The sequence below is a fragment of the uncultured Aquabacterium sp. genome (assembly GCF_947366995.1).
Lineage (GTDB): Bacteria > Pseudomonadota > Gammaproteobacteria > Burkholderiales > Burkholderiaceae_C > Aquabacterium.
The window spans coordinates 1-26,544 of sequence record NZ_CANBCC010000016.1; the positions used below are offsets into that span (position 1 = coordinate 1).

15 protein-coding genes are annotated in these 26,544 nt (G+C 67.8%); 9 read left to right on the plus strand and 6 right to left on the minus strand.

Annotation, left to right across the window (positions count from 1 at the left end):
* Window positions 1–640: 640 nt before the first annotated feature.
* The 3 genes from Q0Z44_RS06520 to Q0Z44_RS06530 all read left to right on the plus strand — a co-directional run bounded on the left by Q0Z44_RS06520 (window position 641) and on the right by Q0Z44_RS06530 (window position 7,908).
* Window positions 641–2,791 (plus strand): TRAP transporter large permease subunit, encoded by a 2,151-nt coding sequence (locus Q0Z44_RS06520; RefSeq protein ID WP_298011328.1) that lies wholly within the window; start codon window positions 641–643, stop codon window positions 2,789–2,791.
* A 135-nt stretch (window positions 2,792–2,926) separates the two neighbouring features.
* A complete protein-coding gene (locus Q0Z44_RS06525; RefSeq protein WP_298011329.1) occupies window positions 2,927–5,641 on the plus strand; it encodes a zinc-dependent metalloprotease in 2,715 nt (904 codons plus the stop codon).
* 95 nt (window positions 5,642–5,736) lie between these two features.
* Entirely contained in the window at window positions 5,737–7,908 is a 2,172-nt protein-coding gene (locus tag Q0Z44_RS06530; RefSeq protein WP_298011330.1) for an ATP-dependent DNA helicase, read from the plus strand.
* Window positions 7,909–7,915: 7 nt separating this feature from the next.
* Here Q0Z44_RS06530 and panC read toward each other — a convergent pair whose 3' ends face one another.
* The 4 genes from panC to Q0Z44_RS06550 all read right to left on the minus strand — a co-directional run bounded on the left by panC (window position 7,916) and on the right by Q0Z44_RS06550 (window position 10,892).
* Entirely contained in the window at window positions 7,916–8,791 is an 876-nt protein-coding gene (gene panC / locus Q0Z44_RS06535; protein WP_298011331.1) for a pantoate--beta-alanine ligase, read from the minus strand.
* A 7-nt stretch (window positions 8,792–8,798) separates the two neighbouring features.
* Complete coding sequence (gene panB, locus Q0Z44_RS06540; RefSeq protein WP_298011332.1) at window positions 8,799–9,623, minus strand: 3-methyl-2-oxobutanoate hydroxymethyltransferase; 825 nt, start codon at window positions 9,621–9,623, stop codon at window positions 8,799–8,801.
* Between the two features lie 166 nt (window positions 9,624–9,789).
* The gene (locus Q0Z44_RS06545) at window positions 9,790–10,641 is read right to left on the minus strand and encodes a ScpA family protein (RefSeq protein ID WP_298011333.1); all 852 of its coding nucleotides are present in this window, start codon (window positions 10,639–10,641) and stop codon (window positions 9,790–9,792) included.
* A 50-nt stretch (window positions 10,642–10,691) separates the two neighbouring features.
* Entirely contained in the window at window positions 10,692–10,892 is a 201-nt protein-coding gene (locus Q0Z44_RS06550; RefSeq protein ID WP_109036890.1) for a DUF3460 family protein, read from the minus strand.
* 89 nt (window positions 10,893–10,981) lie between these two features.
* Between Q0Z44_RS06550 and Q0Z44_RS06555 the strand changes: the two genes are divergently transcribed.
* A complete protein-coding gene (locus Q0Z44_RS06555) occupies window positions 10,982–12,022 on the plus strand; it encodes a CYTH domain-containing protein (protein WP_298011334.1) in 1,041 nt (346 codons plus the stop codon).
* Between the two features lie 73 nt (window positions 12,023–12,095).
* Here Q0Z44_RS06555 and metG read toward each other — a convergent pair whose 3' ends face one another.
* Window positions 12,096–14,171, minus strand: coding sequence for a methionine--tRNA ligase (gene metG, locus Q0Z44_RS06560; protein ID WP_298011335.1), 2,076 nt, complete (start codon window positions 14,169–14,171; stop codon window positions 12,096–12,098).
* Between the two features lie 127 nt (window positions 14,172–14,298).
* On the opposite strand from metG, the gene apbC reads away from it, so the two are divergent.
* Genes apbC through Q0Z44_RS06575 form a run of 3 tightly spaced genes read left to right on the plus strand, consistent with a single transcriptional unit; the run spans window position 14,299 to window position 18,673 of the window.
* Window positions 14,299–15,423: an iron-sulfur cluster carrier protein ApbC gene (gene apbC, locus Q0Z44_RS06565; protein WP_298011336.1), complete on the plus strand. Its 1,125-nt coding sequence runs from the start codon at window positions 14,299–14,301 to the stop codon at window positions 15,421–15,423.
* A 12-nt stretch (window positions 15,424–15,435) separates the two neighbouring features.
* Entirely contained in the window at window positions 15,436–18,024 is a 2,589-nt protein-coding gene (locus Q0Z44_RS06570) for a PAS domain S-box protein (protein ID WP_298011337.1), read from the plus strand.
* Between the two features lie 37 nt (window positions 18,025–18,061).
* Entirely contained in the window at window positions 18,062–18,673 is a 612-nt protein-coding gene (locus tag Q0Z44_RS06575; protein ID WP_298011338.1) for a response regulator, read from the plus strand.
* A 29-nt stretch (window positions 18,674–18,702) separates the two neighbouring features.
* On the opposite strand, the gene Q0Z44_RS06580 is transcribed toward Q0Z44_RS06575, so the two are convergent.
* Window positions 18,703–20,241, minus strand: coding sequence for an ATP-binding protein (locus Q0Z44_RS06580; RefSeq protein WP_298011339.1), 1,539 nt, complete (start codon window positions 20,239–20,241; stop codon window positions 18,703–18,705).
* Between the two features lie 48 nt (window positions 20,242–20,289).
* Between Q0Z44_RS06580 and Q0Z44_RS06585 the strand changes: the two genes are divergently transcribed.
* Window positions 20,290–24,321 carry a response regulator gene (locus Q0Z44_RS06585; protein ID WP_298011340.1) on the plus strand — a complete coding sequence of 1,344 codons (4,032 nt, stop codon included), beginning with the start codon at window positions 20,290–20,292 and terminating at the stop codon, window positions 24,319–24,321.
* The gene (locus Q0Z44_RS06590) at window positions 24,318–26,543 is read left to right on the plus strand and encodes an EAL domain-containing protein (protein ID WP_298011341.1); all 2,226 of its coding nucleotides are present in this window, start codon (window positions 24,318–24,320) and stop codon (window positions 26,541–26,543) included. Before Q0Z44_RS06585 ends, Q0Z44_RS06590 begins: the two co-directional genes overlap by 4 nt.
* The last annotated feature ends 1 nt before the right edge of the window (window position 26,544 follow it).

Here is a 26,544-nt window from a genome sequence, read left to right on the forward strand (position 1 = left end):
GGTGACTTGAGTTCAGACGTGTGCTCTTCCGATCTGTGATGATCCAGCGCATCGGCGCGCAGCCGGTGTCGGCCGACATCACGAACTTCTCGACCAAGTTCAACAACGGCACGGTCGACATGATTGCTGCGCCCTCGATGGCATACAAGCCGCTCGAGCTCTACAAAGGCATCGGCAAGAACGGCGCGATGGCGCGCTTCCCGATCATGATCCTGACCTACCAGGTCGTGCTCAACCACGCCAAGTTCCCCGAAGGCTTTGGCCAGGCATCGCGCAACTACTGGATGACCCAGTTCGACCGCGCGCTGCAGCTGATCCGCCAGGCTGACGCCAGCGTGCCGCCCGCCACGTGGATGGAGCTCTCGCCGGAGAACGCCTACAAGTACACGCTGATGCTGCGCGAGTCGCGCATCGACATCGCGCAGAAGGGCCTGTACGACAAGCGCGGCCTGAAGGTCATCAAGAAGATCCGCTGCAAGGTGAACGCGGCCGACCCGGAGTGCACGACCAAGTCTGAAGAAGACTGGAAGTAAGCACGGCCCCTCGCCCGCCTCGCCAAGGCCCTGCGCTGACCGCAGGGCCCCGCCCTCCCTCACCCCGCCTGCAGGAACGCTCGGTCACCGAGCGGCCCACGATGACCATGACCCCCGCTGATTCCCGCAAAGTTCTGGGCCGCTCACCGCTCGAGTGGCTGTCGAGCCTCCCCGTCTTCATCCTGCTGTTGCTGACCCTGATCATCGGCACCGGCGAGATGGTTCACGGCCAGTTGCTGAAGTTCGGCGAGTCGATGTTCGGCGACCCGAAAGCCCAGGTTCAGTACTTCATGCTGCGCGCCGAGCCATCGCGCCCGGAATGCAATCCGAAGCTCGACATCGACGCCGAGATCCAGCGGCAGGGCAGCAAGCCGGCCGCGGGCAGCGGGGATGACATCGATGATCTGTTCGGTGACGAGCCCGCCACCGACCCGGCCGTGCTGCGGCGCTCGCTGGAGCAGTCGCAGGCCATCTGCGCGGCCAAGCACGACCTCTACAACCGCGTGGTCGCGCACCAGACACCGCAGGTGAAGCTGTACCGAACGGTCGAGACCAGCTTCTTCATGCTGTTCCACTTCGGCACCGAGAACCGTTCGCTGATCCTGCTGCTGATGGTGGCGATTGCTGCGGTCAGTACGACGCTCGGCTTCCACCACATCGGCATCCGCCCGGGCCACTATTCGAAGGACTACCTGCTGCAGTCGGTCGCGCAGACCATCTCCAGCGGCCTGCTTCTGTTCTCGGCCATCCGCTACTACCAGATCCTGCTGGACTCCGGTGTGCCGGTTGAGCACCCGCTGCTGCACTACATCTGGATGGCGCTGTTCGTGATCCTGCTCGCGATCAACCTCAAGCGCGTGATCATGCCGGTGAAGTCGCCGCATGGTGAGGGCACCTGGGGCACCGCGATCCTGTCCATCCCGCTGTATGCGCAGATGGCGACCGTCGCTGGCGTCTACTTCCTCATCAAGAACCACCACGCCGGGCTCGCCATCTACATCAACCAGCTGATGGAGTTGCCCAGCATCTTCATGAACCTGGGGCTGTTCATCTGGGCCGGCATGCTGCTCAAGCAGAGCCGCATCATCGACCTGCTGATGGACATCCTGCGTCCCTGGAGCCTGTCGCCGCAGCTGCTGACCTACATCATCCTGCTGGGTGCCTCGGTGGCCACGGCCTACACGGGCGCATCGGGCGTGTTCGTGATTGCCGCCGGCGGCATCATCTACCACGAAGTGCGTGCCTCGGGTGGCTCGCGTCAGTTCGCGCTGGCGGCCACCGCGATGTCGGGCTCGCTGGGCGTCGTGCTGCGCCCCTGCCTGCTGGTCGTGTTCATTGCCGCACTCAACAAGCAGGTCACCACCAGTGCGCTGTACCACTGGGGCTTCTATGTGTTCCTGCTGACGTCGACGCTGTTCTTCCTCGCCTCGCAGATGCTGCGCACCCAGCGGGCCAGCATCGAATCGCCCGCTGTGGCGATCCCTGCGATGCTGCGCCACATGGTGCCCACCCTGCCCTACATCGCCCTGACCGTCGCCGTCATTGCGATCTACGAGTACGCACTGGACACCAAGCTCAACGAGATCACGGCGCCGACCATCATGCCGGTCATCCTGCTGATCGTTCTGGTGTTCGACAAGCTGGTGAACAAGGGCAAGACGGCTCTGACGCCGGACTACGCCAGCCATCGCCAGGAAGGCGTGGAACGCTCGATCCGCTATGCGACCAATGAGACCGTGGGCCACATCGGCGCCCTGCTGAGCCTGATGACCCTGTCGCTGGCCATGGGCGGCGTGATCGAACGCTCCGAGGTGATGGACAACTTCCCGAAGGTGTTCGAAAACCACTGGACTGCGATGACCTTCCTGGTGGTGACCAAGGTGGTGCTCGGCATGATCATGGACCCGTTCGGCGCCGTGGTGCTCGTCTCGGGCACGCTGGCCCCCATCGCATACGCCAACAACATCGATCCGATGCACTTCTGGATGATGGTGCTGGTGGCCTTCGAGCTGGGCTACCTGCTGCCCCCGGTGGCCATCAACCAGCTGCTGACACGCCAGGTGATCGGCGAGGAAGAAGTGGGCCAGGCCGACTCGGAGGTCCGCCATCTGGGCTTCTACCGCCGCTACGAGCGCTGGATCCTGCCGCTGGCGGTGATGGCGGTCGGCCTCGTGATCGTGTCCTATGGCCCGCTGCTGGTCCACGACATCCCCGAGCTGGCTTTCATCCGGGACTGGTTCCCCTCGGCACCCCAGTGAGTGCGTGCACCGCCCTGGCGGTGCCCTGAGCCCCACCACCGGCCGACTGCATCTGCATCGGCCGGTTTTTTTGCGTCGGCGGAACGAAGTCCGTCGGGTGTGCCGCGGTGGTAAGGTCACCGAATGCGTGTCGAAGTGTCTGCCGTTTTCCGTGAGCCGCCGCTGCGCGGCCTGTTCTGGCCTCTTGCGCTGGCTGCCGTCCTGAGCACCGGCTGCACCACGGTGGGGGGGCGTGGCACCCCGAGTGCCATGCCAGCGGTGAACGCGCCACCCACCGGCACGGGCTCGCCCGCGCAGCCCGCGGGTTCACCACCGGCCTTCGAGCAGGTGAGCAGAGGCGCGGAGCGTCAGGACGGGCTGCTGCCAGTCTGGCGCAAGCAGGACAAGGTCTGGCTGGAGCTCAAACCCGAGATGCTGGGCAAGCCGCTCTTTCTGTCGCCCAAGGTCTCGCGGGGCATCGGCGAAGCGGGCGTGTTCGGCGGGCTCATGCACAGCCGCTCGGCCCAGGTCGGCCGCCCTCAGTGGGTCGAGTTCCGCAAGGTGCAGCAACAGGTGCAGTTGCTGGCCGTGAACGCCGCCTACACCGCGCAGCAAGGCACGCCGCAGGCACTGGCCGTTGCCGCCGCCTACTCACCCAGTCTGCTCGCCAGCGCACCGCTGGCCAGCGCCCCGCACGCCGAAAACGGCGCCGTGCTGGTCGACCTGAATGCGCTGATGCTGGGGGACGTGCTGGGCCTGGCCCAGCACCTGCAGCGCCAGTATCGGCAAGGCTATGCCCTTGACCCGCGCCACACCGTGCTGCTTCAGGCGCGCAGCGATGCCGACGCCGCGGTTTTCGAGGTAAGCCAGCACTTTGCCACCGCAGGCATCAGCGCGGGCAGCACCACGCCGGGCACGCCCGGCTCGACCGTGCCCGTGACGGTGCCCGACCCGCGCAGCCTGTTCGTGAACGTGCACTACACGCTCAGCCCGCTGCCAGCGCAACCGATGCCGCGTCGACCTGCCGATGCCCGCGTGGGCTATTTCAGCTCCAGCGTGGTCGACTTCACGCAAGACCTGCGCCGCACACCGCGCGAGCGCTACATCAACCGCTGGCGGCTCGAGAAGAAGGATCCTGCCGCCCCGTTGTCCGAGCCGGTGCAACCCGTTGTGTTCTGGCTGGATCCCAGCATCCCGCAGGCCTACCGAGCCGCCGTGACAGAAGGCGTGCTGGAATGGAACAAGGCCTTCGAGGCCATCGGGCTGCGCAACGCCATCGAGGTCCGCACCCCACCCGCCAACACGCCGTTCGACACACTGGAAACCGGACGCGCCTCGATCCGCTGGATGGCCAACAACGAGCCCAGCTTCGGCGCCATCGGCCCTAGCCACGTGGATCCTCGCTCTGGTGAAATCCTTGACGCAGACATCGCGCTGGAGAGCCTGTCGTCTCGCGCGATCCGCACCGCGCGCAGCCAGTACCTGAACGGGCTGCCCGCGCTGCAGCACAGCGGCAGCCACACCGAGCACCGCCATCCCGACGGCGAACAATGCCAGCATGCCGAACACGCTGCCGAGCAACTCGGCCTGGCGCTCGACGTTCTGGCCACCCGCGGCGAGCTCGACCCGGACAGCCCTGAAGTCGAAGCCTTCGTGCTGGCCTACCTGAAGGACACCACCATGCACGAGGTGGGGCACGCGCTCGGCCTGCGCCACAACTTCCGCGCCTCACGGTGGCGCACCGCCGATGAACTGGCCCATCCGACGCTGGGCGCACGTGCAGGCAACAGCGCCTCGGTGATGGACTATGCCCCCATCAACCTGCCGCTGCCCGGGCAGCCGCGGCCCGCCCCGTTCCAGACCACGTTGGGGCCGTACGACTTCTGGGCCATCGAATACGGCTACAAGCCGCTGCCCGCCGATCAGACCCAGGCTGCGGCCGAATTGCGCGCCATCGCCGCGCGCAGCGCCGAGCCCGCCTGGCGCGAGGCCCTTGCCTTTGGCACGGACGAGGACAACCTGCTGGGCCTTGACCCCCAGGCGCTCACGTTCGACCTGGGCCGCGACCCCATCGCGTTCGCCCGTCAGCGCCTGACCATCGTGCGTGACCTGTTCGATCGGCAGGCGCGTCGGTCACCGCAACCCGGCGACGACGCCGCCCTGCCCCGCCGTGCCGTGGCCTATGGCCTGCGCGAGTTGGGCCGCACCAGCCAGATCCTGCTGCGCCAGGTGGGCGGCCTGGTCACCCGACGCGATGACCCGGCCAGCGGGCGTGACCTGCTCGTGCCGCTGCCCGCTGCCGAGCAACGCAGCGCACTGACCCTGCTGCTCGATGAACTGCTGGCACCGGGTGCCGTGAATTTGCCTCCCGCGCTGTTGCGGCGCCTGGCACCCGACTACCTCGACCGCCAGGACCAGCGCGAACTCACGCCACAGCTGACCGACTTTTCAGTGGCCGAGCAAGAGCTGACACGCCAGCGCCAGTTGCTCGACGGGCTCATGGCCGAATCCCTCGCCGAGCGGCTGCTCGACAACGCCGACAAGATGCGCGATCAGGAGCGCCGCCCGCTCACCGTCGCCGAACTGCACCAACGGCTGCGCGACGCAGTGTGGGCGCCGCCCCGCCATCCTGTGGATGCGGCACAGCGCCGCAACCTGCAGCGCGAGCACGTGAACCGCCTGGCCCAGGCAGTGGTGCGGGGCAACCGGCGCGCCGACGTACGGGCTGTGGTGCGCGATGAGGCGCAGCGGCTGGCATCCCGATTGGCAGCCACGCGCGGCGGGGATGCCATCGAAGCTGCCCACCGCCGGGACTGCCTCGACACGCTGCGAAGCGCGCTGCAGGCCAGCGTGGTGCGCACCACCCCTTGAGGGGCAGCCCCCCAGGCATCAGGCCACCCCATCAGTGTGAGCGGCAGGGACTTCATTCCAGGGGGACAATAGCGCTTGACCTGACCGCCTGCCCCATGGACCTGCCCACGCTGTTCTCCGAATCCGGCCCCCTGGCCCGCGCCTTTGACGGCTACTGCAAGCGCCAGGAGCAGATCGAGATGGCGCAAGCCATCCAGCAGGCGATCCGCGAGGCCCGCACCGTGGTGCTCGAAGCGGGCACCGGGGTCGGCAAGACAGCGGCCTACCTCGTGCCCTCGCTGCTGGAAGGCGGCAAGGTGATCGTCTCGACCGGCACCAAGGCGCTGCAGGACCAGCTCTACTATCGCGATCTGCCCGCCGTGCGCGACGCCCTCGCCGTGCCCATCAAGGTCGCGCTGCTCAAGGGGCGCAGCAACTACCTGTGCTGGCATCACCTCGACCGCGCCAACCAGGACGCCACGCTGCTGTCGAGCCGCCAGGAAGTGCGCGACCTCGGCATCGTCAACCGCTTCATCCACCTGACGCCCACGGGCGACAAGGCCGAGTGCACCCAGGTGCCCGAGCACGCCACCATCTGGGCGCGGGTCACGTCCACGCGCGAAACCTGTCTGGGCAGCGACTGCAAGCACCACGCCGAATGCTTCGTGGTCAAGGCGCGCCGGGAGGCGCAGGACGCCGATGTCGTCGTCGTCAACCACCACCTCTTCTTTGCCGACCTGATGCTGCGCGAGGAAGGGGTGCCCGAGCTGCTGCCCAACGCGCAGACCATCGTGTTCGACGAAGCGCACCAGCTGCCCGACACCGCCACGCTGTTCTTCGGGCAGTCGGTGTCCACCGCGCAGCTGCTGGATCTGCTGCGCGACACGCTGGCCACCGGGCAGGCTCAGGCCCGCGACGCGGCCAACTGGAACGACGTGCTGGCCCCGCTGGACCGCAGCACGCGCGATCTCCGGCTGTGCTTCGGTCCCCAGACGCAGCGCATGTCGCAGGCCCAGCTGGGTGAGTCGCACCTGCTGTTTCCCGCGGTCGAAGAAGTGCGGGGCGCCCTGCGCGAGGTGCGCGAGGTGCTGGACAGTGCCGCTGACCGCAGCCCCGATCTGGCCCAGCTGCACCGCCGCGCCGACGAGCTGCTGCAACGCCTGTGTGCCTGGGGCGGGCCCGACAACCCCGCCGAGCCAGTGCTGTGCTGGGTGGACGTGGGCACGCATGGCGTGCAGCTGCACCGCACGCCCATCTCGGTGGCGGATGTGTTCCGCCGGCAGCGCCTGGGCCTGGACGCCGACGACCACGACGATGACGAGACCGCAGACCACGCCGACGCGCTGCCCGACGACCCGGACCACGCGGCGGCACTGGAGGCGCTTTTCGACAAGGCGGACGACAAACTGGATGACCTCGATGAACTGGGTGACTTGCAAGCCCTGATGGCCGGCAGCGAGGCCGTTGAGGCGGCGCCACCCACGAGCACCGAACGCGCTGCGGCCACCGTGCCGCGCAAGGCCTGGGTGTTCACATCAGCCACGCTGGCCGTGCGCAACGACTTCCATCACTTCACCGAAGCACTTGGACTGGAAGACGCGCACTGCCAGGCCTGGTCCAGCCCATACGACTACCCCAACCAGGCGATGCTGTACGTGCCGCATGGCCTGCCGCAGCCCAGCGACCCGGGCCACACCGACGCCGTGGTCGACGCGGCGCTCCCGCTGATCCGGGCCAATGAAGGCCGCGCCTTCCTGCTGTGCACGAGCCTGCGGGCGGTGGCACGCGCCACCGAGCGGCTGCGCCAGTTGCTGGCCGACGCAGGCGACCCGTATCCGGTGCTGCAGCAGGGCGACGCGCCCCGCCCCACCCTGCTGGACGACTTCCGCAAGGCGGGCAACGCCGTGCTCGTCGGCAGCCACAGCTTCTGGGAAGGCATCGACGTCAAGGGCGATGCCCTGACGCTGGTGATCATCGACAAGCTGCCGTTCGCGCCTCCCGATGACCCGGTGCTCGCCAAGCGGCTGGAACTGCTGCAGCAACAGGGCGGCAACCCTTTCATGTCGCATCAGGTGCCGCAGGCCATCATCTCGCTCAAGCAGGGCGCGGGCCGGCTGATCCGCAGCGAGCGCGACCACGGCGTGCTGATGATCTGCGACACGCGGCTGATCGACAAACCCTACGGCCGCCGCATCTGGCAGAGCCTGCCACCGATGCGGCGCAGCCGCGTTCAGCAGGAAGCCGTCGACTTCCTGCTCCGCCTGAAAGACTCGGCCGCGGCCCCCTGAGCGGCGCTCAGAGTTCCAGGTTGTCGATCAGGCGCGTCTTGCCCAGCTTCGCGGCGGCCAGGCACACCAGAGGTTCGCCCGCAGCCAGCTCGGCATCGGCGGCCGGCAAGAGGTCACGCTGGCGGCGCACCAGCACGTAGTCGGGCGCCCAGCCACGCCCGCGCAGGCCTGCCATGGTCGCTTCTTCCAGCGCCAGCACTGCGCCACCATCCAGCTGACCGGCTTCGCGCGCCTGCGTGATCTGCACGCGCACGGCGAGCAAGGCGGCGCTGAGCTGGACCGCCTCGGCCCGCTCGGCTTCGCTGAGGTAGCCGTTCCGCGACGACAGGGCCAGGCCGTCACCGGCCCGCAAGGTCTCGCCGCCGACAACCTCGATGCGCAGGCCCATCTGCCGCACCATGTTGCGGATCACCATGAGCTGCTGGTAATCCTTCTTGCCAAACACCGCGGCACGCGGCTGCACGAGGTTGAACAGCTTGTGCACCACGGTGCAGACGCCGGTGAAGAACCCCGGGCGGAAGGCCCCCTCGAGGATGTCGGCCAACTCGCTGGGCGGCACCACCTTGTAGCCCTGCGGCTCGGGGTAGAGCTCGGCCTCCGACGGTGCAAACAGGATGTCGCAACCGGCCGCCGTCAGCAGCTCGGCATCGCGCTGCAGCGTGCGCGGGTAGGTGTCGAAATCTTCGTTGGGGCCGAACTGCAACCGGTTGACAAAGATGCTGGCCACCACTGGGCTGCCACTGGTGCCGGCCAGCTCGCGGGCGCGGCGGATCAGGTCGAGGTGACCATCATGCAGGTTGCCCATGGTGGGCACGAAGATGGGGGCAGCAGGGGCAGCCGACAGCGTGGCACGCAGCTCGGCGATGGTGTGAATGACCTTCATGGTGTGCTCAGTAGCCGTGCAGGGATTCGTCGGGGAAGCTGCCGCTCTTGACGGCGGCGACGTAGCGGCGGACGGCCTCTTCGGCCGAGCCGCCCTCGGCGGTGAAATCGCGCACGAAACGGGGCAGCTTGCCACGCGTGAGGTTGAGCATGTCGTGCAGCACCAGCACCTGGCCGGCCGTGCCCTGCCCCGCGCCAATGCCGATCGTCATGACGCCCGGGTTGTCTGCCTGGACGTCGCGCGCCACCTGCGAGGGCATCAGCTCCAGCACCATCATGGCCGCACCGGCATCGGCCAGCTCGCGCGCATGGCGGCGCAGCGTGGTGGCGCCGGCTTCGTCGCGCCCCTGGATGCGGTAGCCGCCCAGCGCGTGCACGCTCTGCGGCGTCAGCCCCAGGTGGGCGCACACGGGCACGCCGCGCTCGGTCAGGAAGTGCACGGTTTCGGCAGTCCAGCCGCCGCCCTCCAGTTTGACCATGTGCGCGCCGGCCTGCATCAGCGCCACGCTGCTGCGCAAGGCCTGCTCACGTCCTTCCTGGTAGCTGCCGAACGGCAGGTCGCCCAAGACCCAGGCAGCACGGTTGCCGCGGGCCACGCAGCGGGTGTGGTAGACCATGTCGTCGAGCGACACCGGCACGGTGCTGGTGTGGCCCTGCACGGTCATGCCGAGCGAGTCGCCCACCAGGATGCTGTCCACGCCGGCGGCGTCCACGAGGCGCGCAAAGGTCGCGTCGTAGGCGGTCAGCATGGTGATCTTCTCGCCCTGTGCGTGCATCTCGCGCAGGCGGTGCAGGGTCACGGGTTTGCGCGTGGGCGCGGCTGTGCTGCTCATGGTCTGTCCTCAGCTGAGGGGGCCTGTGGCCGCCGTCCAGGGTGTCCGGGGCCCGGGCTCCGCCGGAAGTGGCGCGATTCTAGGCCAGGGCCGGAGGCGACGGGGCGGCAAGGCGTCAGACCCTGCGCGCGGCCCCGGCTCACGCTCGGGCGCGGTCGTGCGCCGTTCAGGCGGGGCGGTAGGCCAGGCGCACGTAGATGGGCGCGAACGCCTCGGCCTGGGTGATGTCGAGCAGGCCTTCCTTGCCCAGCTCGAGCAGGGCGATGAAGGTCACCACCAGCACCTGCGGGCCACGCGTCACGTCGAACAGGTCGGCGAACTCGACGAAGCGCTGGCCCTGCAGCGTGCGCAGCACGATGCCCATGTGCTCGCGCACCGACAGCTCTTCGCGGGTGATGGTGTGGTGCGTGTGCAGCCGCGCGCGCTTGAGGATGTCCATCCAGGCCTCGCGCAGGTCGGCCAGCGTCACCTCGGGGTGGCGCACCACCAGCGAGGGGTCGGAGTGCACCTGCACCCGCATGAAATCGCGGCCCAGCAGCGGCAACTGATAGAGGCCGGCCGCGGCCAGCTTCATCTGCTCGTACTCGATGAGGCGGCGCACCAGCTCGGCGCGCGGGTCTTCCGGTTCCTGCCCATCCTCGGAGGGCTTGGGCGGCAGCAGCATGCGCGACTTGATCTCGATGAGCATGGCCGCCATGAGCAGGTACTCGGAGGCGAGTTCGAGGTTGCGCTTGCGGATCTGGTCGACGTAGGCCAGGTACTGGCGCGTCAGGTCGGCCAGCGGGATGTCGAGGATGTTGAAGTTCTGCTTGCGGATCAGGTACAGCAACAGATCCAGCGGGCCCTGAAAGGCCTCCAGAAAGACCTCGAGCGCATCCGGCGGGATGTAGAGGTCGGTCGGCAGCGAGAACAGCGGCTCGCCATACAGGCGCGCCACCGCCACGTGGTCCACGACCTCGGGCAGCCCCTGTTCGTCCAGCGGGGGCGCGGGCAGGCCGCCGTCCGCGTCGGCAGCCATGGTGTCCGGGTTCACCGTGCGGCGAAAACGGTCAGGTGAGCCAGCCGGGCTCAGGCCTTGGTCTGGTAGACGTAGGGCTTCTGGGGCACACGGGCCTCGCGCCAGTCCTGCTGGGCCTCGCGGTCGATGGCCTTGTCCCACAGCAGGCCACGGCCTTCGCGCTGACGGGCTTCCAGCTGGGGGTCACGCTGCTTGAGGCTGTCGATGAACTGCGTCGCGTCGGACTTGTAGGGTTTCCAGAAAAGCGGCATGGACGGTTCCAGTGAAATGAACGTGGAGCAACCTGACATTTTATCGGCCCGCATGGCTCTGGTGTGCCCCGGAACGACACAATTCGTCCATGCAGGAAATCGAGCTGAAATTCCAGATCCCGGCCGACGCGCTGGACGCCGTGCGGGCCGCCGTGGCCGCCCTTCCCGGCGGCGAGGCGCCGCCGCAGGTGCTGCAGGCCGCCTACTTCGACACGCCGGACCGCAAACTGGCGCGCGCCCGGGCGGCGTTGCGCGTGCGACGCGAAGACGACGAGCGGGTGCAGACCCTCAAGGCGGCTGGCGTCAACGCCCTGACCCGGCTGGAAGACAACCGGACGGTGCCCCCCGCGGCCGACGGGCAGGCGCCCTGGCCTGACCTCGCGCTGCACGAGGGCGAAGCCCGCGCCGCACTGATGCGCGATCTGGCCTGGAACCCGGACACCGACCCGCAGGGCGCGCAGACCGGGCTGCAGGCGCTGTACCGCACCGACATCCGCCGGCGTCGCGCCCGCGTGCCGGTCACGGCCGCTGGGCAGACGCTGGGCACGGTCGAGCTGGCCCTGGACGAGGGCTGGATCGAGGCCGGCACGCTGCGGCGGCCGGTGTGCGAACTGGAGATCGAACTGGTGGACGGCGCGCCCGCCGCCGTGCTCGCGGCCGCCCGGGACTGGGTGACCGCGCACGGCCTGTGGCTCGATGCCCAGACCAAGGCCCACCGCGGCGACCAGCTGGCCCGTGAGGCCGCGTGCGGCACGCCGAGCCCGGTGCCGCCCGTGCGCCGACGGACACCCTCCCCCCGCCCGGGCACACCCGCCACGCCGGACGCACGTCGGGTGGCCGCGCTGAACGCCGCACTGGAACAGGTCGGCCTGAACCTCAGCGAAGTGGCTGTGGGCGAAACATCGGACGTGCGCGCCTGGGTGCGCGCCGCGGCGGTGGGCTTGCGCCGCCTGCAATGGCTCGCGTTGCCCGACGACCTGACCGGCGAAGTGACGGCGCTCTACCGCGCGCTGCGGCCGGCACCGCGGCAACTGGCGTCCGGCAATGAGGCGGTGACGCTGGCGAGGTCCACCGACACCACCCTGCTGCAGCTCGACCTGCTGGCCCGCCTGCTGCAGCCGGTCGCATGATCGCCTGACGCACCACGACCATGAAAAACGGCCAGGGAACACCGGGCCGTTCTTCCTCCGTCAGCGCGCGGGCTCAGCGAATTCGCATGCCGGGCTCCGCGCCCGGGAAGGGTTCGAGCACATACACGCCCGGGTTGGCCTTTTCATCGGCGTGCGACGCGGCCAGCACCATGCCTTCGCTCACACCGAACTTCATCTTGCGCGGCGCCAGGTTGGCCACCAGCACGGTCAGCTTGCCGATCAGCTGCTCGGGCTGGTAGGCCTCCTTGATGCCGCTGAACACGTTGCGGTGGCGGCCCTCGCCCACGTCCAGCGTCAGGCGCAGCAGCTTGGTGCTGCCTTCCACGTGCTCGGCGTTCACGATCTTCGCAATGCGCAGGTCCACCTTCACGAAGTCGTCGATGGTGATGGTGGGGGCAATGTCTTCGCCACCGGGCTTGGGCAACTCGACCACCGGCGCCGGCGGCGGCTCGAACAGGGCGTCGAGCATCTTCACGTCCACGCGCTGCATCAGGTGCTGGTAGGCGCCGATGGTGTGCGTACCCAGCAGCTGTTCGGCGCTGGCAAACGTCAGCGGCGCCACCTTCAGGAAGGCTTCGACGTTGGCCGCCACGGCCGGCAGCACGGGCTTCAGGTAGATGCTCAGCAGGCGGAAGGCCTCGATGCACACGGTGCAGACTTCCTGCAGGCGGGCGTCCATGCCTTCCTGCTTGGCCAGCTCCCAGGGCTTGTTGGCGTCGACGTACTCGTTCACGCGGTCGGCCAGCAGCATGATCTCGCGCAGCACCTTGCCCAGCTCGCGGGCTTCGTACTGCTCGACGATGCTGGCGCGACCGGCCTGCAGCGTGGCCAGCAGCTGCTTGCCATCGTCGCCCAGCGACGCGGTCAGCTCGCCTTCAAAGCGCTTGGCGATGAAGCCTGCAGCCCGGCTGGCGATGTTGACGAACTTGCCGATCAGGTCGGAGTTGACCCGGGCCATGAAGTCGTCCTTGTTGAAGTCGATGTCTTCGACGTTCGCATTGAGCTTGGCGGCGATGTAGTAGCGCAGCCATTCGGGATTCATGCCGATGCTCAGGTACTTGAGCGGGTCGAGGCCGGTGCCACGGCTCTTGGACATCTTCTCGCCGTTGTTCACGGTCATGAACCCGTGCACGTTCACCTGGTTCGGCAGCTTGCGGCCACTGAACTGCAGCATCGCGGGCCAGAACAGGGTGTGGAAGTAGGTGATGTCCTTGCCGATGAAGTGCACCTGCTCCACGGCCGGGTCGGCCATGAACTCGTCGAACGAGCGGGCCTCACCGTACTTGGCCTTCGGGCCGCCGGCTGCGAAATAGCTCTTGAGCGAAGCCAGGTAGCCGATCGGCGCGTCCAGCCACACATAGAAGTACTTGCCGGGTGCGCCGGGGATTTCGATGCCGAAGTAAGGCGCGTCGCGGCTGATGTCCCAGTCGCCCAGGCCACCCTCGCCGTTCTCGTCCTTGGTGAACCACTCCTTGATCTTCTTGCTGACGGCCGGCTGCAGCTTGCCGTCCTGCGTCCACTCCTGCAGGAAGTTCAGGCAGCGCGGGTCGGACAGCTTGAAGAAGTAGTGGTCCGAGGTCTTGAGCACCGGCGTGGCGCCCGACAGGGCCGAGTACGGGTTCTTCAGCTCGGTGGGCGCGTACACGGCGCCGCACACCTCGCACGAATCACCGTACTGGTCCTTGGCCGCGCACTTCGGGCACTCGCCCTTGATGAATCGGTCGGCCAGGAACATGCCCTTTTCGGGGTCGAAGAACTGCTGAACAGGGCGCACGTCGATCAGGCCCTGGTCCTTCAGGGCCAGGTAGATGCTCTGCGCCAGCTCGTGGTTCTCCGGGCTGTCCGTCGACGACCAGTGGTCGAAGCTGATGTGGAAGCCGTCCAGATACGGCTTGCGGCCGGCGGCAATGTCGGCCACGAACTGCTGCGGGGTCTTGCCGACCTTCTGTGCCGCGATCATGATGGGCGCGCCGTGGGCGTCGTCGGCCCCCACGAAGTGTACCTGGTGGCCCTGCATGCGCTGGAACCGCACCCAGATGTCGGCCTGGATGTACTCCATGATGTGGCCGATGTGGAAGTGGCCGTTGGCGTAGGGCAGCGCGGTGGTGACGAAGAGCTGGCGTGGCATGGTGCGTGGCAGGCGGCATCCGGGCCCCGGCCGACGCGTCGATGCGACGGACACAAGACCCTGCGTTCAATCTGGAGGGAGTTCGCGATTTTAGGCCGCGCTAGACTGACCAGCCGGAAAGAATTGCATGCAGTCCACCATGAACGCCCCCACGCCCCTCGAGACCGCCGCCCTTGACGCCCTGCGCACCGTCACCGACCCGCTGACCGGCCAGGACTGGGTGAGCACCCGCCACCTCCAGTCGCTCACCGTCGACCGGGGTGTGGCCCGCGTGGCGATCTCGCTGGGCTACCCGGCGCGTTCGCAGTGGCCGGCCTACACGGCCCTGGTGGACGCCGCCCTGAAGGGCGTCCCCGGCATCACCGGCGTGGACGTGAGCTGGCGCACCGACATCCGCACCCACGCCGCCACGCGCGGCCAGACCTTGCTGCCCGGCGTGAAGAACATCCTGGCCGTGGCCTCCGGCAAGGGCGGCGTCGGCAAGAGCACCACCGCCGTCAATCTGGCGCTGTCGCTGGCTGCAGAAGGTGCCCGCGTCGGCATGCTGGACGCCGACATCTACGGCCCCAGCCAGCCCATGATGCTGGGCCTGAGCGGCAAGCCCGAGAGCCCGGATGGCAAGACCATCAACCCACCGACCAACCATGGGCTGCAGATGATGTCGATGGGGCTGCTGGTCGAGAACCAGTCCGCCACCATTTGGCGCGGCCCGATGGCCAGCCAGGCCTTCGACCAGCTGCTGCGCCTCACCAACTGGGGTCACGCGGACGAGCCGCTCGACTACCTTGTGGTCGACCTGCCACCCGGCACCGGCGACATCCACCTGAGCATCTGCCAGCGCTCGCCGCTGACGGCCGCCGTCATCGTGACCACGCCGCAGGACATTGCCTTGCTGGACGCGAAGAAGGGCCTGCAGATGTTCGAGAAGGTCAGCGTGCCCGTGCTCGGCGTGGTCGAGAACATGGCCGTGTTCTGCTGCCCGAACTGCGGCCACCAGGAGCACATCTTTGGCGAGGACGGCGGCAAGCGCATGGCGGCCGAGTTCAATGTGCCCTTGCTCGGCTCGATGCCGCTGAACCTCAAGATCCGACAGCAGGCCGACAGCGGCCAGCCGACGCTGGTGGCCGAACGCGATGGGGAACTGGCTGGGCTGTACAAGGCCATGGCACGCCAGGCTGCGGCCCTGATGTCCAAGCTGCCCAAGGACTACTCCAGCAAGCTGCCCGGTGTCACCGTGCAGCCCAAAGCCTGACCTTTGCCGCCCATGCTGCCCAACAGCCCACCCGCGGTCGATGACGCCTGGTTCGATCTGGTGCCGCTGGCCCTGATCGAGTTCGACGAACAAGGCCGGGTGCAACGGGCCAACGCGGCGCTCGCGGCGCTGCTGGACGCGCCCCCGACGGCGGGCAGCGACCTGCAGCAGGCTCACGCTGCCGTGCAGCGACTGTGCGGCTGGGACGCCCCCTTGACCCTGATGGCGCTGGCGGCAGGCGACACCCCGATGCAGGCCCAGGTCACGGTGCCTCGCGCCGGCCAACCGACCATCGCGCTTCACAGCCAGGTGTGGGCGACCGATAGCCCGCAGGGCCGGCGCTTCCTCTGCGCCATCCGGGAGGCCGCGCTCACGCGCCCCCTTCCCGCCCAGGCCAGCGGGCTCACTGCGCAGCAAGGCCAGTTGCTGTACGAGCTGGCAACCATCCTCGAAAGCTCTCCCGCCGGCATCGCCTATCTGCGCGACAACACCCTGGTGCGCTGCAACCGCCGGTTCGAGCGCATGCTCGGCATCCAGCCGGGCACCATGACGGGCCAGAGCCTCGACACCCTGCTCGAAAGCGATCCCCGCATCAACCACGTGGTGGCCCGCGCCACTGCTGAGTTGATGAATGACGGCCAGTTCGAAAACGAGCTGGAGATCAGCGTCCCCGGCCTCACGCCGCGCTGCTACACGCTGTCGATCCGGAGGCTGGGGCAGTCTGTTCAGCCGCTGGAGGTGATCGCAGTCCTGTCGGACGTGACCCGGCTGCGCACCCAGCAGGCGCAACTCGAGGCACTGGGCCGCGATCGGGACCTGATGTTCTCACTGTCGGGGGTCGGCATCGCGTTCGTCCGCGACGGGCTCATCCAGAGCGCCAACCCTGCCCTCTCGCACCTGATCGAGGCAGACGCGGCCACACTGGCCGGCCGACCGTTGATCAGCCTGTATGCGAACGACACCGACCAGGCCCGTGACCCGGAGGTGATGAGCCAGTTGCGCCGACAGGGGCACTGGCATGGCGAACGCGCGCTGCGCCGCGCCAACGGCACCACGCTGTGGACGGAGATGGCCTTGCGCCTGGTGCATGCCCAGCGTGCCGAGGAGGGCTTCATCGCCTCCTTCGTCAACGTCGATGCCCGACACCGTGCAGAGCAGGATCTGACGCTGCAGGCCGACCGCACCCGTGCCATCCTCGACTCGGTGTTCGTCGGCATCGTCACCATCGAGCGCAACGGCATCGCGTGGATGAACCGCTCTGCGCGCCGCATGTTCGGCGGCGACCTGGCCGACTTCATCGGCCAGCCACTGAGCACGGTGGCCACGCCCGACCTCGACCACCCGTTCCGGCTGACCGACTACCTCGACGAGCTGCAGGACGGCCAGTCTCACACCTTCGAATGCCAGGTGGTCGGCCGCGACGGACGTGTGTTCTGGGTGGTGGGCAACGCCGTCGTGACCTACGGCCAGCAAAACCGCCGGCAGACCACATACGCCCTGCTCGACATCGACCGCCGCCGCGAGGCGGAAGCGCAGTCCGCCGAGGCCCAGGCCACTCTGCAGCGCATCATCGAGATGGCGCCCATGGCCATCCAGGTGGTCGACGCCGAACAGCTGACGCTGGTGCAGGCCAACCAGGCCGCTGCGGCCTACATGGCTTTGGAGACCGGCTGCGCACTTGGCCGCACGCCCGAGGAGGTGTACGACCCCGACCGGGCGCGCGCGTTGCGGGCCGACATGCAGGCCGCACTCGATACCGGCGAAGCAATTCACCGCGAATACCTGCTGCAGGCCCGCAGTGGCCCGCAGGTGTGGGATGTCAACTACCTGCCGCTGCGTCACGAGGGCGAAGCCACCGACCAGTTGCTTGTGGTCGCCTCGGACATCACCGAGCAGCGCGCAGCCGAGAAGGCCCGCCTGGATGCCGCCATCGCGCAGCGCGAGATGCTGGTGCGTGAAGTGCACCACCGTATCAAGAACAACCTGCAAGGTGTGGCCGGCCTGCTGCAGCAGATCGCCGCCCGCAAGCCCGAGGTCGCCCCCGCGATCTCCGAGGTGGTCGGGCAGGTGCAGGCCATTGCACAGGTCTATGGGCTGCAGGTCGGCACCGGCGGCCCGCTGCGCCTGCACAGCGTCATCGAGGCCATCGCCCAGTCGGTTCAGCGCACGTTCGGACGCCCCATCAGCCTTCAGATGGAGGGGCCACGCGCATGTGACTGGCTGCTGCCCGAGGCCGAGTCGATCCCGATCGCGCTCAGCCTCAACGAGTTGCTCACCAACGCGCACAAGCATGGGCCAGGCCCCACGCCGCTTCAGTGCATGCTGGTGTCCACCGAGCAGGCGGTGTGCATCGACATCCTGAACCCGGGGCAATTGCCGCCCGAGTTCAGCCTCGACCGGGTCCGTGGCGGGGTGTCCGGCCTCGGGCTGGTGCGTGCGCTGCTGCCGCGCCGCAGCGCCCGGCTCACACTCGCGCAGCACGGCGAGATGGTGCGCACCCGCATCGAACTGAATCCGCCGGGCATTCACCTCATCGCGCCCCCCCCACCGGTGTGCGCCGAAGGCACTGGTCAGCAGATCACGCTTTGGCCACAATCATGACTTTGCGCGATCGACGGGCAGCCCGCAGAGGACTTGAGTGAATCACAAAGGAAAAATCCTGGTGGTGGATGACGACCGGCTGGTGCTGGCCACCCTGACGCACGGCCTGTCGCAGGCGGGCTACGACGTCATCGACGCCGACAATGGCGACGACGCCATCCTGCTCGCGCGCGAACACAAACCCGAACTGGCGCTGCTCGACATTCGCATGGAAGGCAAGACTGGCTTCGACGTCGCGGCCTACCTGCGCGAGTACTGCCAGATCCCGTTCATGTTCCTGTCTGCTTTTGCCGACGAAGGCACCATCAAGCAGGTCAAGGAACTGGGCGCCCTCACCTACCTCGTCAAGCCGCTCGACATCCAGCAGATCGTGCCGGCCGTCGAAGCCGCCTTTGCCAACCGAGGCCAGACGCGCGGCACGCCGGGCGAGCAGACTTCGCCCGTCAGCACGCCTGCGTCATCCTCCGATCCGCTGCATGACCCGGTGCCACTGGCCATCGGCATCGTGATGCACCGTCACTCGCTCTCGCGCAGGCAGGCGCTTGAACGCCTGGCGCAGCAAGCGCGCACGGAAGACCGGCCACTGGCGTCGGTGTGCGAGCGCTTGCTCAATGCCCAGGAAGTGCTGGCGGGGCTGGGCTCGCTCTAGGCTGCTGCACACGCCGCTGTCTCGCCCGGTCAGGCCAGTTCGCGCACGCCCTGACGCGCCAGCGCCGCTTCGCTCAACGTGAAGTAGAAGCAGGCGCCCGCCCCTGGCCGCGCCTCGGCCCACACGCGGCCGCCATGGCGGCGCACGATGTTCTGAACGCCCGCCAGGCCCACCCCCGTGCCAGGAAAGTCCTTGGCGCTGTGCAGGCGCTGAAACAGCCCGAAGAGCTTGTCCGCGTGCTGCATGTCGAAGCCTGCACCGTTGTCGCGCACGTAATACACCGGGGGGTCGGTCGCCGGCATCATGCCCACTTCCACGCGCGGCGCCTCGACCTTGGCGCTGTACTTCAGCGCGTTACCGATCAGGTTCTCCATCACGCGGCGCATCAGGGCCGGATCCGCCATGACGCGCAGCCCATCGGTCACGCTGAGGCTCACCGGAGACCTGGACGGCACCAGCAGGGCCAGTTCGCTGCCGACCTCCCGGGCCATCGTGCTGAGGTCGATCTCCTCACGCGTGACCTCGGTGCCCGCCAGTTGGGCCTGCCCCAGAATCGCGTCGATCATCCCGTTCATGCGCGCCGAGGCGGCCAGCACGCGTTCCAGATGGTCATGCCCGACGCGATCCAGAAAGCGCCCGTAGTCTTCCTTGACGATGCGCGTGAACCCTTCCACCACGCGCAACGGCGCCCGCAGATCGTGGGACAGCGCATAGCGCAAAGCTTCCTGCTCGCCCTCCGACATCGCCTGCGGTGTGGCGGCGGGGGCGCTGCCCGTCTGCTGCGGCAGCACGAGCTCGATCACGCCGTGGAAACCCAGCAATTGACCATCGGCGCCGTAGCGCGGCGCCCCCTGAATCCGGCAGAACTCCGCCCGGTGGGCCTGCCCCAACATGCACAAGCCCGGCGGCACGGGCACCGTCAACGCACCTGGCCACGCATCACCGTGGGTCATGCAATGTCGCATCCGCGCCAACTCGGGGTGCTGCCACACCCGCTCATCGCCCCAGCATTTCCACCAATCGTCGCGCCGGCCGAGTAATTCGGACAGCGCATTCCAATCTGTGCCGTCGGCGCCACGGGCCGGAGATTTGAGCGCGAGCAACTGATGGGCTTCGTTGGTTTGCCAATACCAGCCGGTCAGCCATTCACGCCAACGGTCACCGAGGACTTCCTGAGGCGCGGCGGGGACCCCGTAAACGCCCCGGGGGTATTTCGGACCCACCTGCCACGGCCCCTGTTGCAGGCCCAGCCAGCCGGTGCAGACCCAGGCAAACACCCACACGGAAAATGCCCAGGCTGCACTGTCGAGATAAGCGAGAACGAGCACACCGCAGACGGCCACGCCGAACCACCCTGCATACCAGGGCAGCCGGTGCGATAAACCGGCTGTCTTGCTCGGGGTCGAATCTTCGGGGCGCGCCATCGAAATCATTGTAAGGACCCCCCGCAGGGGGTTTCTTCCGCTGGTTGCAGATTTCACGAACGGGTTAAAGTCGACGTGAAGACTGCCACAGACTGCGGCAGTATGGGAACGCTTACCGCTTCCCCGATACCGTGCTTTCACCATGACAAGGCAATGCCCCAGGACACGCCCACGATGCGCCCGACCCGGACCATGATCCTGTTGATCATGGGCCTCGCTCTGCTTGTGGCCGCGGGCTGGCTGGGCGGGCTGTCGGGCGTGGGCCTCATGTTGACGGCTGTGGCGGCGGCCGGATTGGGCTATGCCGCGCGCCACCGCGCCGACACCTCTGCCGACCCGGATTCGATCGGCGAGGGCAGCGGGCTCACGACGATGGCCGCCGACTCGCACCCGCCCACCGTGCCGGCCGAATGCGGCGACCTGCTCGCGCTCAGCCAGCGGGTCGTTGAAGGAGCCCATGCGGCGCCCAGCCTGCCTCAGGCGCTGTACCGCGTCGGTCAGGCGCTGAGCGAGGCGCTCGGCTCGCCCTCCTGGATCTGCCTGCGGGTGGAGGGCTGGAACGGTGAATCGGCCCTGCTGCGGCCGTGGATGGACACCGGGAACGATGGCGACGATGTCATCGACGTCACCGCCATCGCCACCGCGCACCGCGATGACCGCCCTCTTGGGCTGGCCCTCGGTCAACTGCGCCCCATCGTCAGCGACCTGCCTGCCCAGGCGCAGCCACCCTATGCCTGGCGCCCCGCCGGCACGCGTCGGGTGCTGGCCCTGCCCGTGGCCATCGAGGGCTGGCCGCTGGCCCTGCTCGAGTTCGACGACCCCGGCCCGCAGGCCGCGGCCATGACCCGTGTGCTCGACATCGCGGCCATCCAGCTCGGCTTTGTGGCCCAGCGCGATGCCAACCTGGCGCGCATGGCCAGCCACGCCGAGCACCTGGGTCGGCTTGGTCTGGTTGCGTCCCGCATCAGCAGCGGGGTGGCCATCACCGACCGGGACGGGGTGATCGAGTGGATCAACTCCGCCTTCGTCGCCCTCACCGGCTGGCCCGAAGAGCAGGCCCTTGGCCGCAAACTGACCGATCTGCTCGCCGACGAGGTGACGGACACCGCCTGCATCACCGAATTGCAGTCGCACCTCGCCCGCGGCGTGCCCTTCCGCATGTCGTACGAATCCCGGCGGGACGGCGGCCCGGACGCCAGCCGCTACTGGGGCGAGATCGACGCCATCCAGATGCTCGACGAGGCGGGGGGCCGCAGCCAGTACGTCTGCCTGTTCAACGACATCACGCGGCGCAAGGCCCAGGAGCACGTCCGCGAGCAGGAGCGCGAATTCCTCGAAGCCCTGCTCGGCAACCTGCCCGTCAGCCTGTTCGTGCTGGATCCGGTCAACCTGAACGTGGTGGCCATCAACCGCTACACCGAGGTCGAGTTCCGGCTCGAGCGCGACAAGGTGGTCGGCGGCTCGATCGCCGTGGCGCTCGGCGAAGGCGGCCTGGACGTGGCCCGCCCCTTCATGGAAGAGGCCATCGCGTCGGGCGAGACCGTCGAGCACGACTTCACCTGGCATAGCCCCGCCGGCGAGAAGGTCGTCAACGCACGGCACTTTGCGCTGCGCCACGGCAACGGCATGCCGCGGCTGCTGATCTCGCTGGTGCGCGACATCACGTCGGCGCGTCAGGCCCAGGCCGACCTGGAAGAGTCGGAGCGCCGCTTCCGCGAGCTAGTCGAGTCAATGGACGACGGGGTGTACGTCGCCACCGAGCGCCGTGCGAGCTACCTGTACCTCAGCCCGCGCACCCAGGCCCTCTACGGCCTGAGCGCCGACGAAATCCACGCCGCGCCGCACCGCCTGCGCACCATGGTCGTCGCCGAAGACCAGCCCTTGCTGGCCGAGCAGGAAGCGCGGGAAACAGGGGAAGCCGGCGAGGCCTCCACCGATGCCCTGCTGCGCATGATCGTGCCCGGCAAGGGGATGCGCTGGATGCGCCACCGCACCCGCGCCCGACGCCTGCCCGACGGGCAACTCCGGCTCTACGGCCTGGTCTCCGACGTCACCGAAGACCACAACCAGGCGCTGGAATTGCAGCGTGCCCGCGATCTGGCCGAAGCCGCCAGCCTGGCCAAGAGCCAGTTCATGGCCAACATGAGCCACGAGATCCGCACCCCCATGAACGGCATCCTGGGGATGACGGAATTGCTGCTGGGCACGCCGCTCAACGACAAGCAGCGCCGCTTCGCCCAGGCGGTCTACCGCTCGGGCGAGAGCCTGCTGGAGATCATCAACGACATCCTGGACTTCGCCAAGATCGAAGCGGGCAAGCTCGAACTGGCCACGAGCGACTTCGTGCTGCGCACGCTGGTGGAGGACACGCTCGAGCTGATGGCCCCGCGCGCCCATGAAAAGGGCCTGGAACTGAGCTTCCGCGAGCAGCCTAGCCTGCCGTCCGTCATCCACGGCGATCCGCTGCGCCTGCGCCAGATCCTGACCAACCTGGTGGCCAACGCCATCAAGTTCACCGAGCACGGCGAAGTGGTCGTCGACATCCGCCGCGCCATCGGGCAGAGCAGCTCCAACGCGGCCGCCACACAGATCGAGCTGGAGTTCATGGTACGCGACACCGGCATCGGCATCCCGCAGGAGATGCTGCCGCGCCTGTTCAGCGCCTTCGTGCAGGCCAACACCGGCATGTCGCGGCGCTACGGCGGCACCGGCCTGGGCCTCGCCATCTCCAAGCAGCTGGTCGAGCTGATGGGCGGCACCATCGAGGCACACAGCGCGCCGGGCGTAGGCTCCGAGTTCGTCTTCCGCATCCCCGTGCGTGTGGGCGACACCCAGGCCGACATGGCCATGCTGGAAGAGCCCGACATGCCCGCCTTCCACGTGCTGGTGGTCGACGACAACGAGACCAACCGCACCGTCATCGAGAACATGCTGACCGCGTGGGGCATGAAGGTGACCCAGGCGACCAATGGCCGCGAAGCGCTGGACATCCTGACGGCCGCGGGCTGCCCGGACGGCACCTTCGACCTGGCGCTGGTCGACATGAACATGCCGGAACTGGATGGTCTTGGCCTGGCCGAGGCGCTGAAGGACAGCGGACGGCACCCCTACCTGAAGATGGTGCTGCTGTCGTCGGTGTCGTCGCCCGACGACGTCAAGCGGGCCCACGAAGTCGGATTCCAGCGGTTCGTGCCCAAGCCGCTACGCAAGGCCGAGTTGCGGCAGGCCATCCTGGGTATCACCGCCGAACTGGGCATCGACAGCGGTGCCGACCTGCCCCACCTCGGCAAGCACGTGCTGGTGATCGAGGACAACACCGTCAACCAGGAAGTGTGCAGCCAGATGCTGAAGCGCCTGGGATGCGACGTGCGGGTGGCCAGCTCCGCCCTCGAGGGGCTGCGCAAGCTCGGCGAGCACAGGTTCGACCTGGTGCTGATGGACATTCAGATGCCCGGCATGGACGGCATCGAGGCGCTGACCTGGTTCCGCCGCGGCTCCACCACGCGCTTCCATTTCGTCACCCCCAGCCAGACACCGGTGATCGCAGTCACAGCTAACGCGCTGGAAGGCGACGAACAGCGCTTTCTGAGCGTGGGCTTTGACGACTACCTCTCCAAGCCCTTCCGTCAGAGTCAGCTGCAGAAGATCCTCATGGAACACACACAGCGCGCCGACGAGCCCACACCCGCAACGCCAGAATCCCGAGCGGAAAGGGATTCGGAGGCGACAACCGAACCGGTGTCACCCGCCCCCTCGCCGACACTGGTATACAACCAAGCGACCGTGAACCCTGCTTTGCCCACCGGCTCGCCCGACCACCCCTCGGAACCGCCCTCCACCGCTGCTGCCGCAGCAGCAGATGCCGACGCCTCCGTGCTGGATGCCGAGGCGCTCAAGCGCCTGCGCGAGCTCGACCCGCGCGGCGACAACCGGCTGCTCGAACGTGTCGTGAGCGCGTTCGAAACCTCGGTCAGCCGGATGCTGCCCCAGCTCGAAGAGGCCATGCGGGCGCAGGACCAGACCGCGATCCTGCATGTCGCGCATACACTGAAGTCTTCGTCGGCCAGCATCGGCGCGCTCAAGTTGTCGCAGCTGTGCGCCGAAATCGAGCACATGATCCGGCGCCAGACAGGAGATGACTTGAACCCTCGCATCCGCCAAATCCCCGCAGAGACGGAACGGGCGCTGCGCGGGCTTCGTGCCCTGATGGAGTCGGCGAGATGACGTTCGGCTCGCACTTCGCGCCGGACAACCCCGACGAACAGCCGCGGGTGCTCCTTGTCGACGACGACGAGGTGAACCTGCTGCTGACGTCGATCGCCCTGCGTGAACGTGGTTTTGCCGTGACCGAAGCGGGCAGCGGCGAGCAGGCCCTGCAGATGATTGCCGACTACCTGCCCGACGTGGTGGTGCTGGACGCAGTCATGCCCGGGCTGGACGGTTTCGCGACCTGCCAGGAACTGCGGCAGCTGCCCGGGTTCGAGACCATCCCGGTGCTGATGCTCACGGGGCTGGATGACGAGGCGTCCATCACGCGTGCCTACGAGGTGGGCGCGACCGATTTCTTCGTGAAGAGCACGCAGTGGAGCCTGCTGGCTGGCCGCCTGCGCTACCTGCTGCGCGCCGCCCGAACCCGCGCCGAATTGGAGCGCAGCAAGTTCAAGCTGGCACGCGCCCAGGAACTGGCCCGCATGGGCAGCTTCGACTGGCGCCGCGGTGTCGGCGACCTGGTCTTCTCGCTGGAAGGCCTGCGCGTGTTCGGCCTTGGTCCGTACGACCGCCTGGGCCTGCGTCGGATCATCCGCATGATGCCGCCCGAGGATCAGAAGGGCTTCCGCCGCATCCTGCGCGAGGTGCTCAATCACGGCACCGTGCTGTGCAACGACATCCAGGTCAACCTGATGGACGGTCGCCAGCGCATCCTGCACATTGAGGCCGAGCCCGAGTTCAACGAGCTGGCCAACATCATCGGCTACACCGGCATCGTGCAGGACGTGACGGACCGCCGCATTGCCGAAGACAAGATCAAGCACCTGGCCAACTTCGACACCCTGACCGGGCTGCCGAACCGCCGTCAGATCTTCTGGCGAGCCGAGCGCGCCATCGAACACGCCAAACGGCAGAACCACTGTGTGGCCCTGCTCCAGATCGGGCTGGACCGCTTCAAGATCATCAACGAGAACCTCGGCCACCATGCCGGCGACGAACTGCTGATCGAAGTCTCACGCCGCCTGCGCAACTGCGTTCGCCATTCCGACCAGATCATCGAAGGCGGCATGGAGATGCTCGGCCAGCGCACCCACCGCACACTCGAAGCGGTGGGCCGCCTGGGCGCCGACGAGTTCGTGGTGCTGCTGCCCGAGGTGGGCACCGATGCGGAGGCCATGGCCACGGGGCAACGCCTGCTGGACGCATTGCGCGAGCCGATGATGGCCGCTGGCCAAGAATGCTTCATCACGGCCAGCGTGGGCGTGGCGGTGTTTCCGGGACACGGTCTGAACGTGCCCGACCTGCTGCGCCATGCCGACGTGGCGATGGACCTGGCCAAGACCCAGGGCCGTAACGCCGTGCAGATGTACGACCCCCAGTTGGCGAGCAAGGGCCGAGTCCGGCTCGACCTCGACACCGCGTTGCACAAGGCGCTGGAGCGCCAGGAGCTGGTGCTTTATTACCAGCCGAAGATCGACGTGCGCACCAGCCGCATGGTGGGCGCGGAGGCGCTGATGCGCTGGCGGCGCAACGGGCAGCTGGTGCCGCCCGGAGATTTCATCCCGCTGGCCGAAGCGACCGGTCTGATCAACAACATGAGCCTGTGGGCCATCGGCGAGGCGGCCCGCCAGGCGCGCGCGTGGCAGAACGAGTTCGGGTTCGACTCGTCCATCGCGGTGAACCTGCCCAGCCGGCTGTTCGAGCAACCCGATCTGGTCGAGCGCGTGGAAAGCATCCTCGCCCGCGAGGGAGTGACCCCGCGCGCCATCGAGCTCGAGATCACTGAAACCGGCCTGATGAAGGACCTGCAGGGCGTCGTGCCCTCGCTGCACCGGCTCAACCAGCTCGGCACGCAGATCTCGATCGACGACTTCGGCACCGGCTACTCTTCGCTCGCCTACCTCACCACCCTGCCCATCAGCGAGCTCAAGATCGACCGCTCCTTCGTGCACGACCTGGGAGACACGCCCCAGAGTTCGGCCGTGGTGTCGGCCATCATCGCGCTGGCCCGCGCACTCGGCTTGCGCGTCATCGCGGAAGGCGTGGAGCAGGAGTCGCAAATGAAGGTGCTGTACGACCTGGGTTGCCACATCTGCCAGGGTTTTCTGTTTGCCCGCCCGATGCCGGCTCATGAGTTGAGCCAGTGGGTGCGCGACTCGCAGACCGTCAACCCGCTGCCCCGCATCACCGACGACGAGCCCCCGCACGACGGCCTGTCGCCCCCTTCTTCGCATTGAA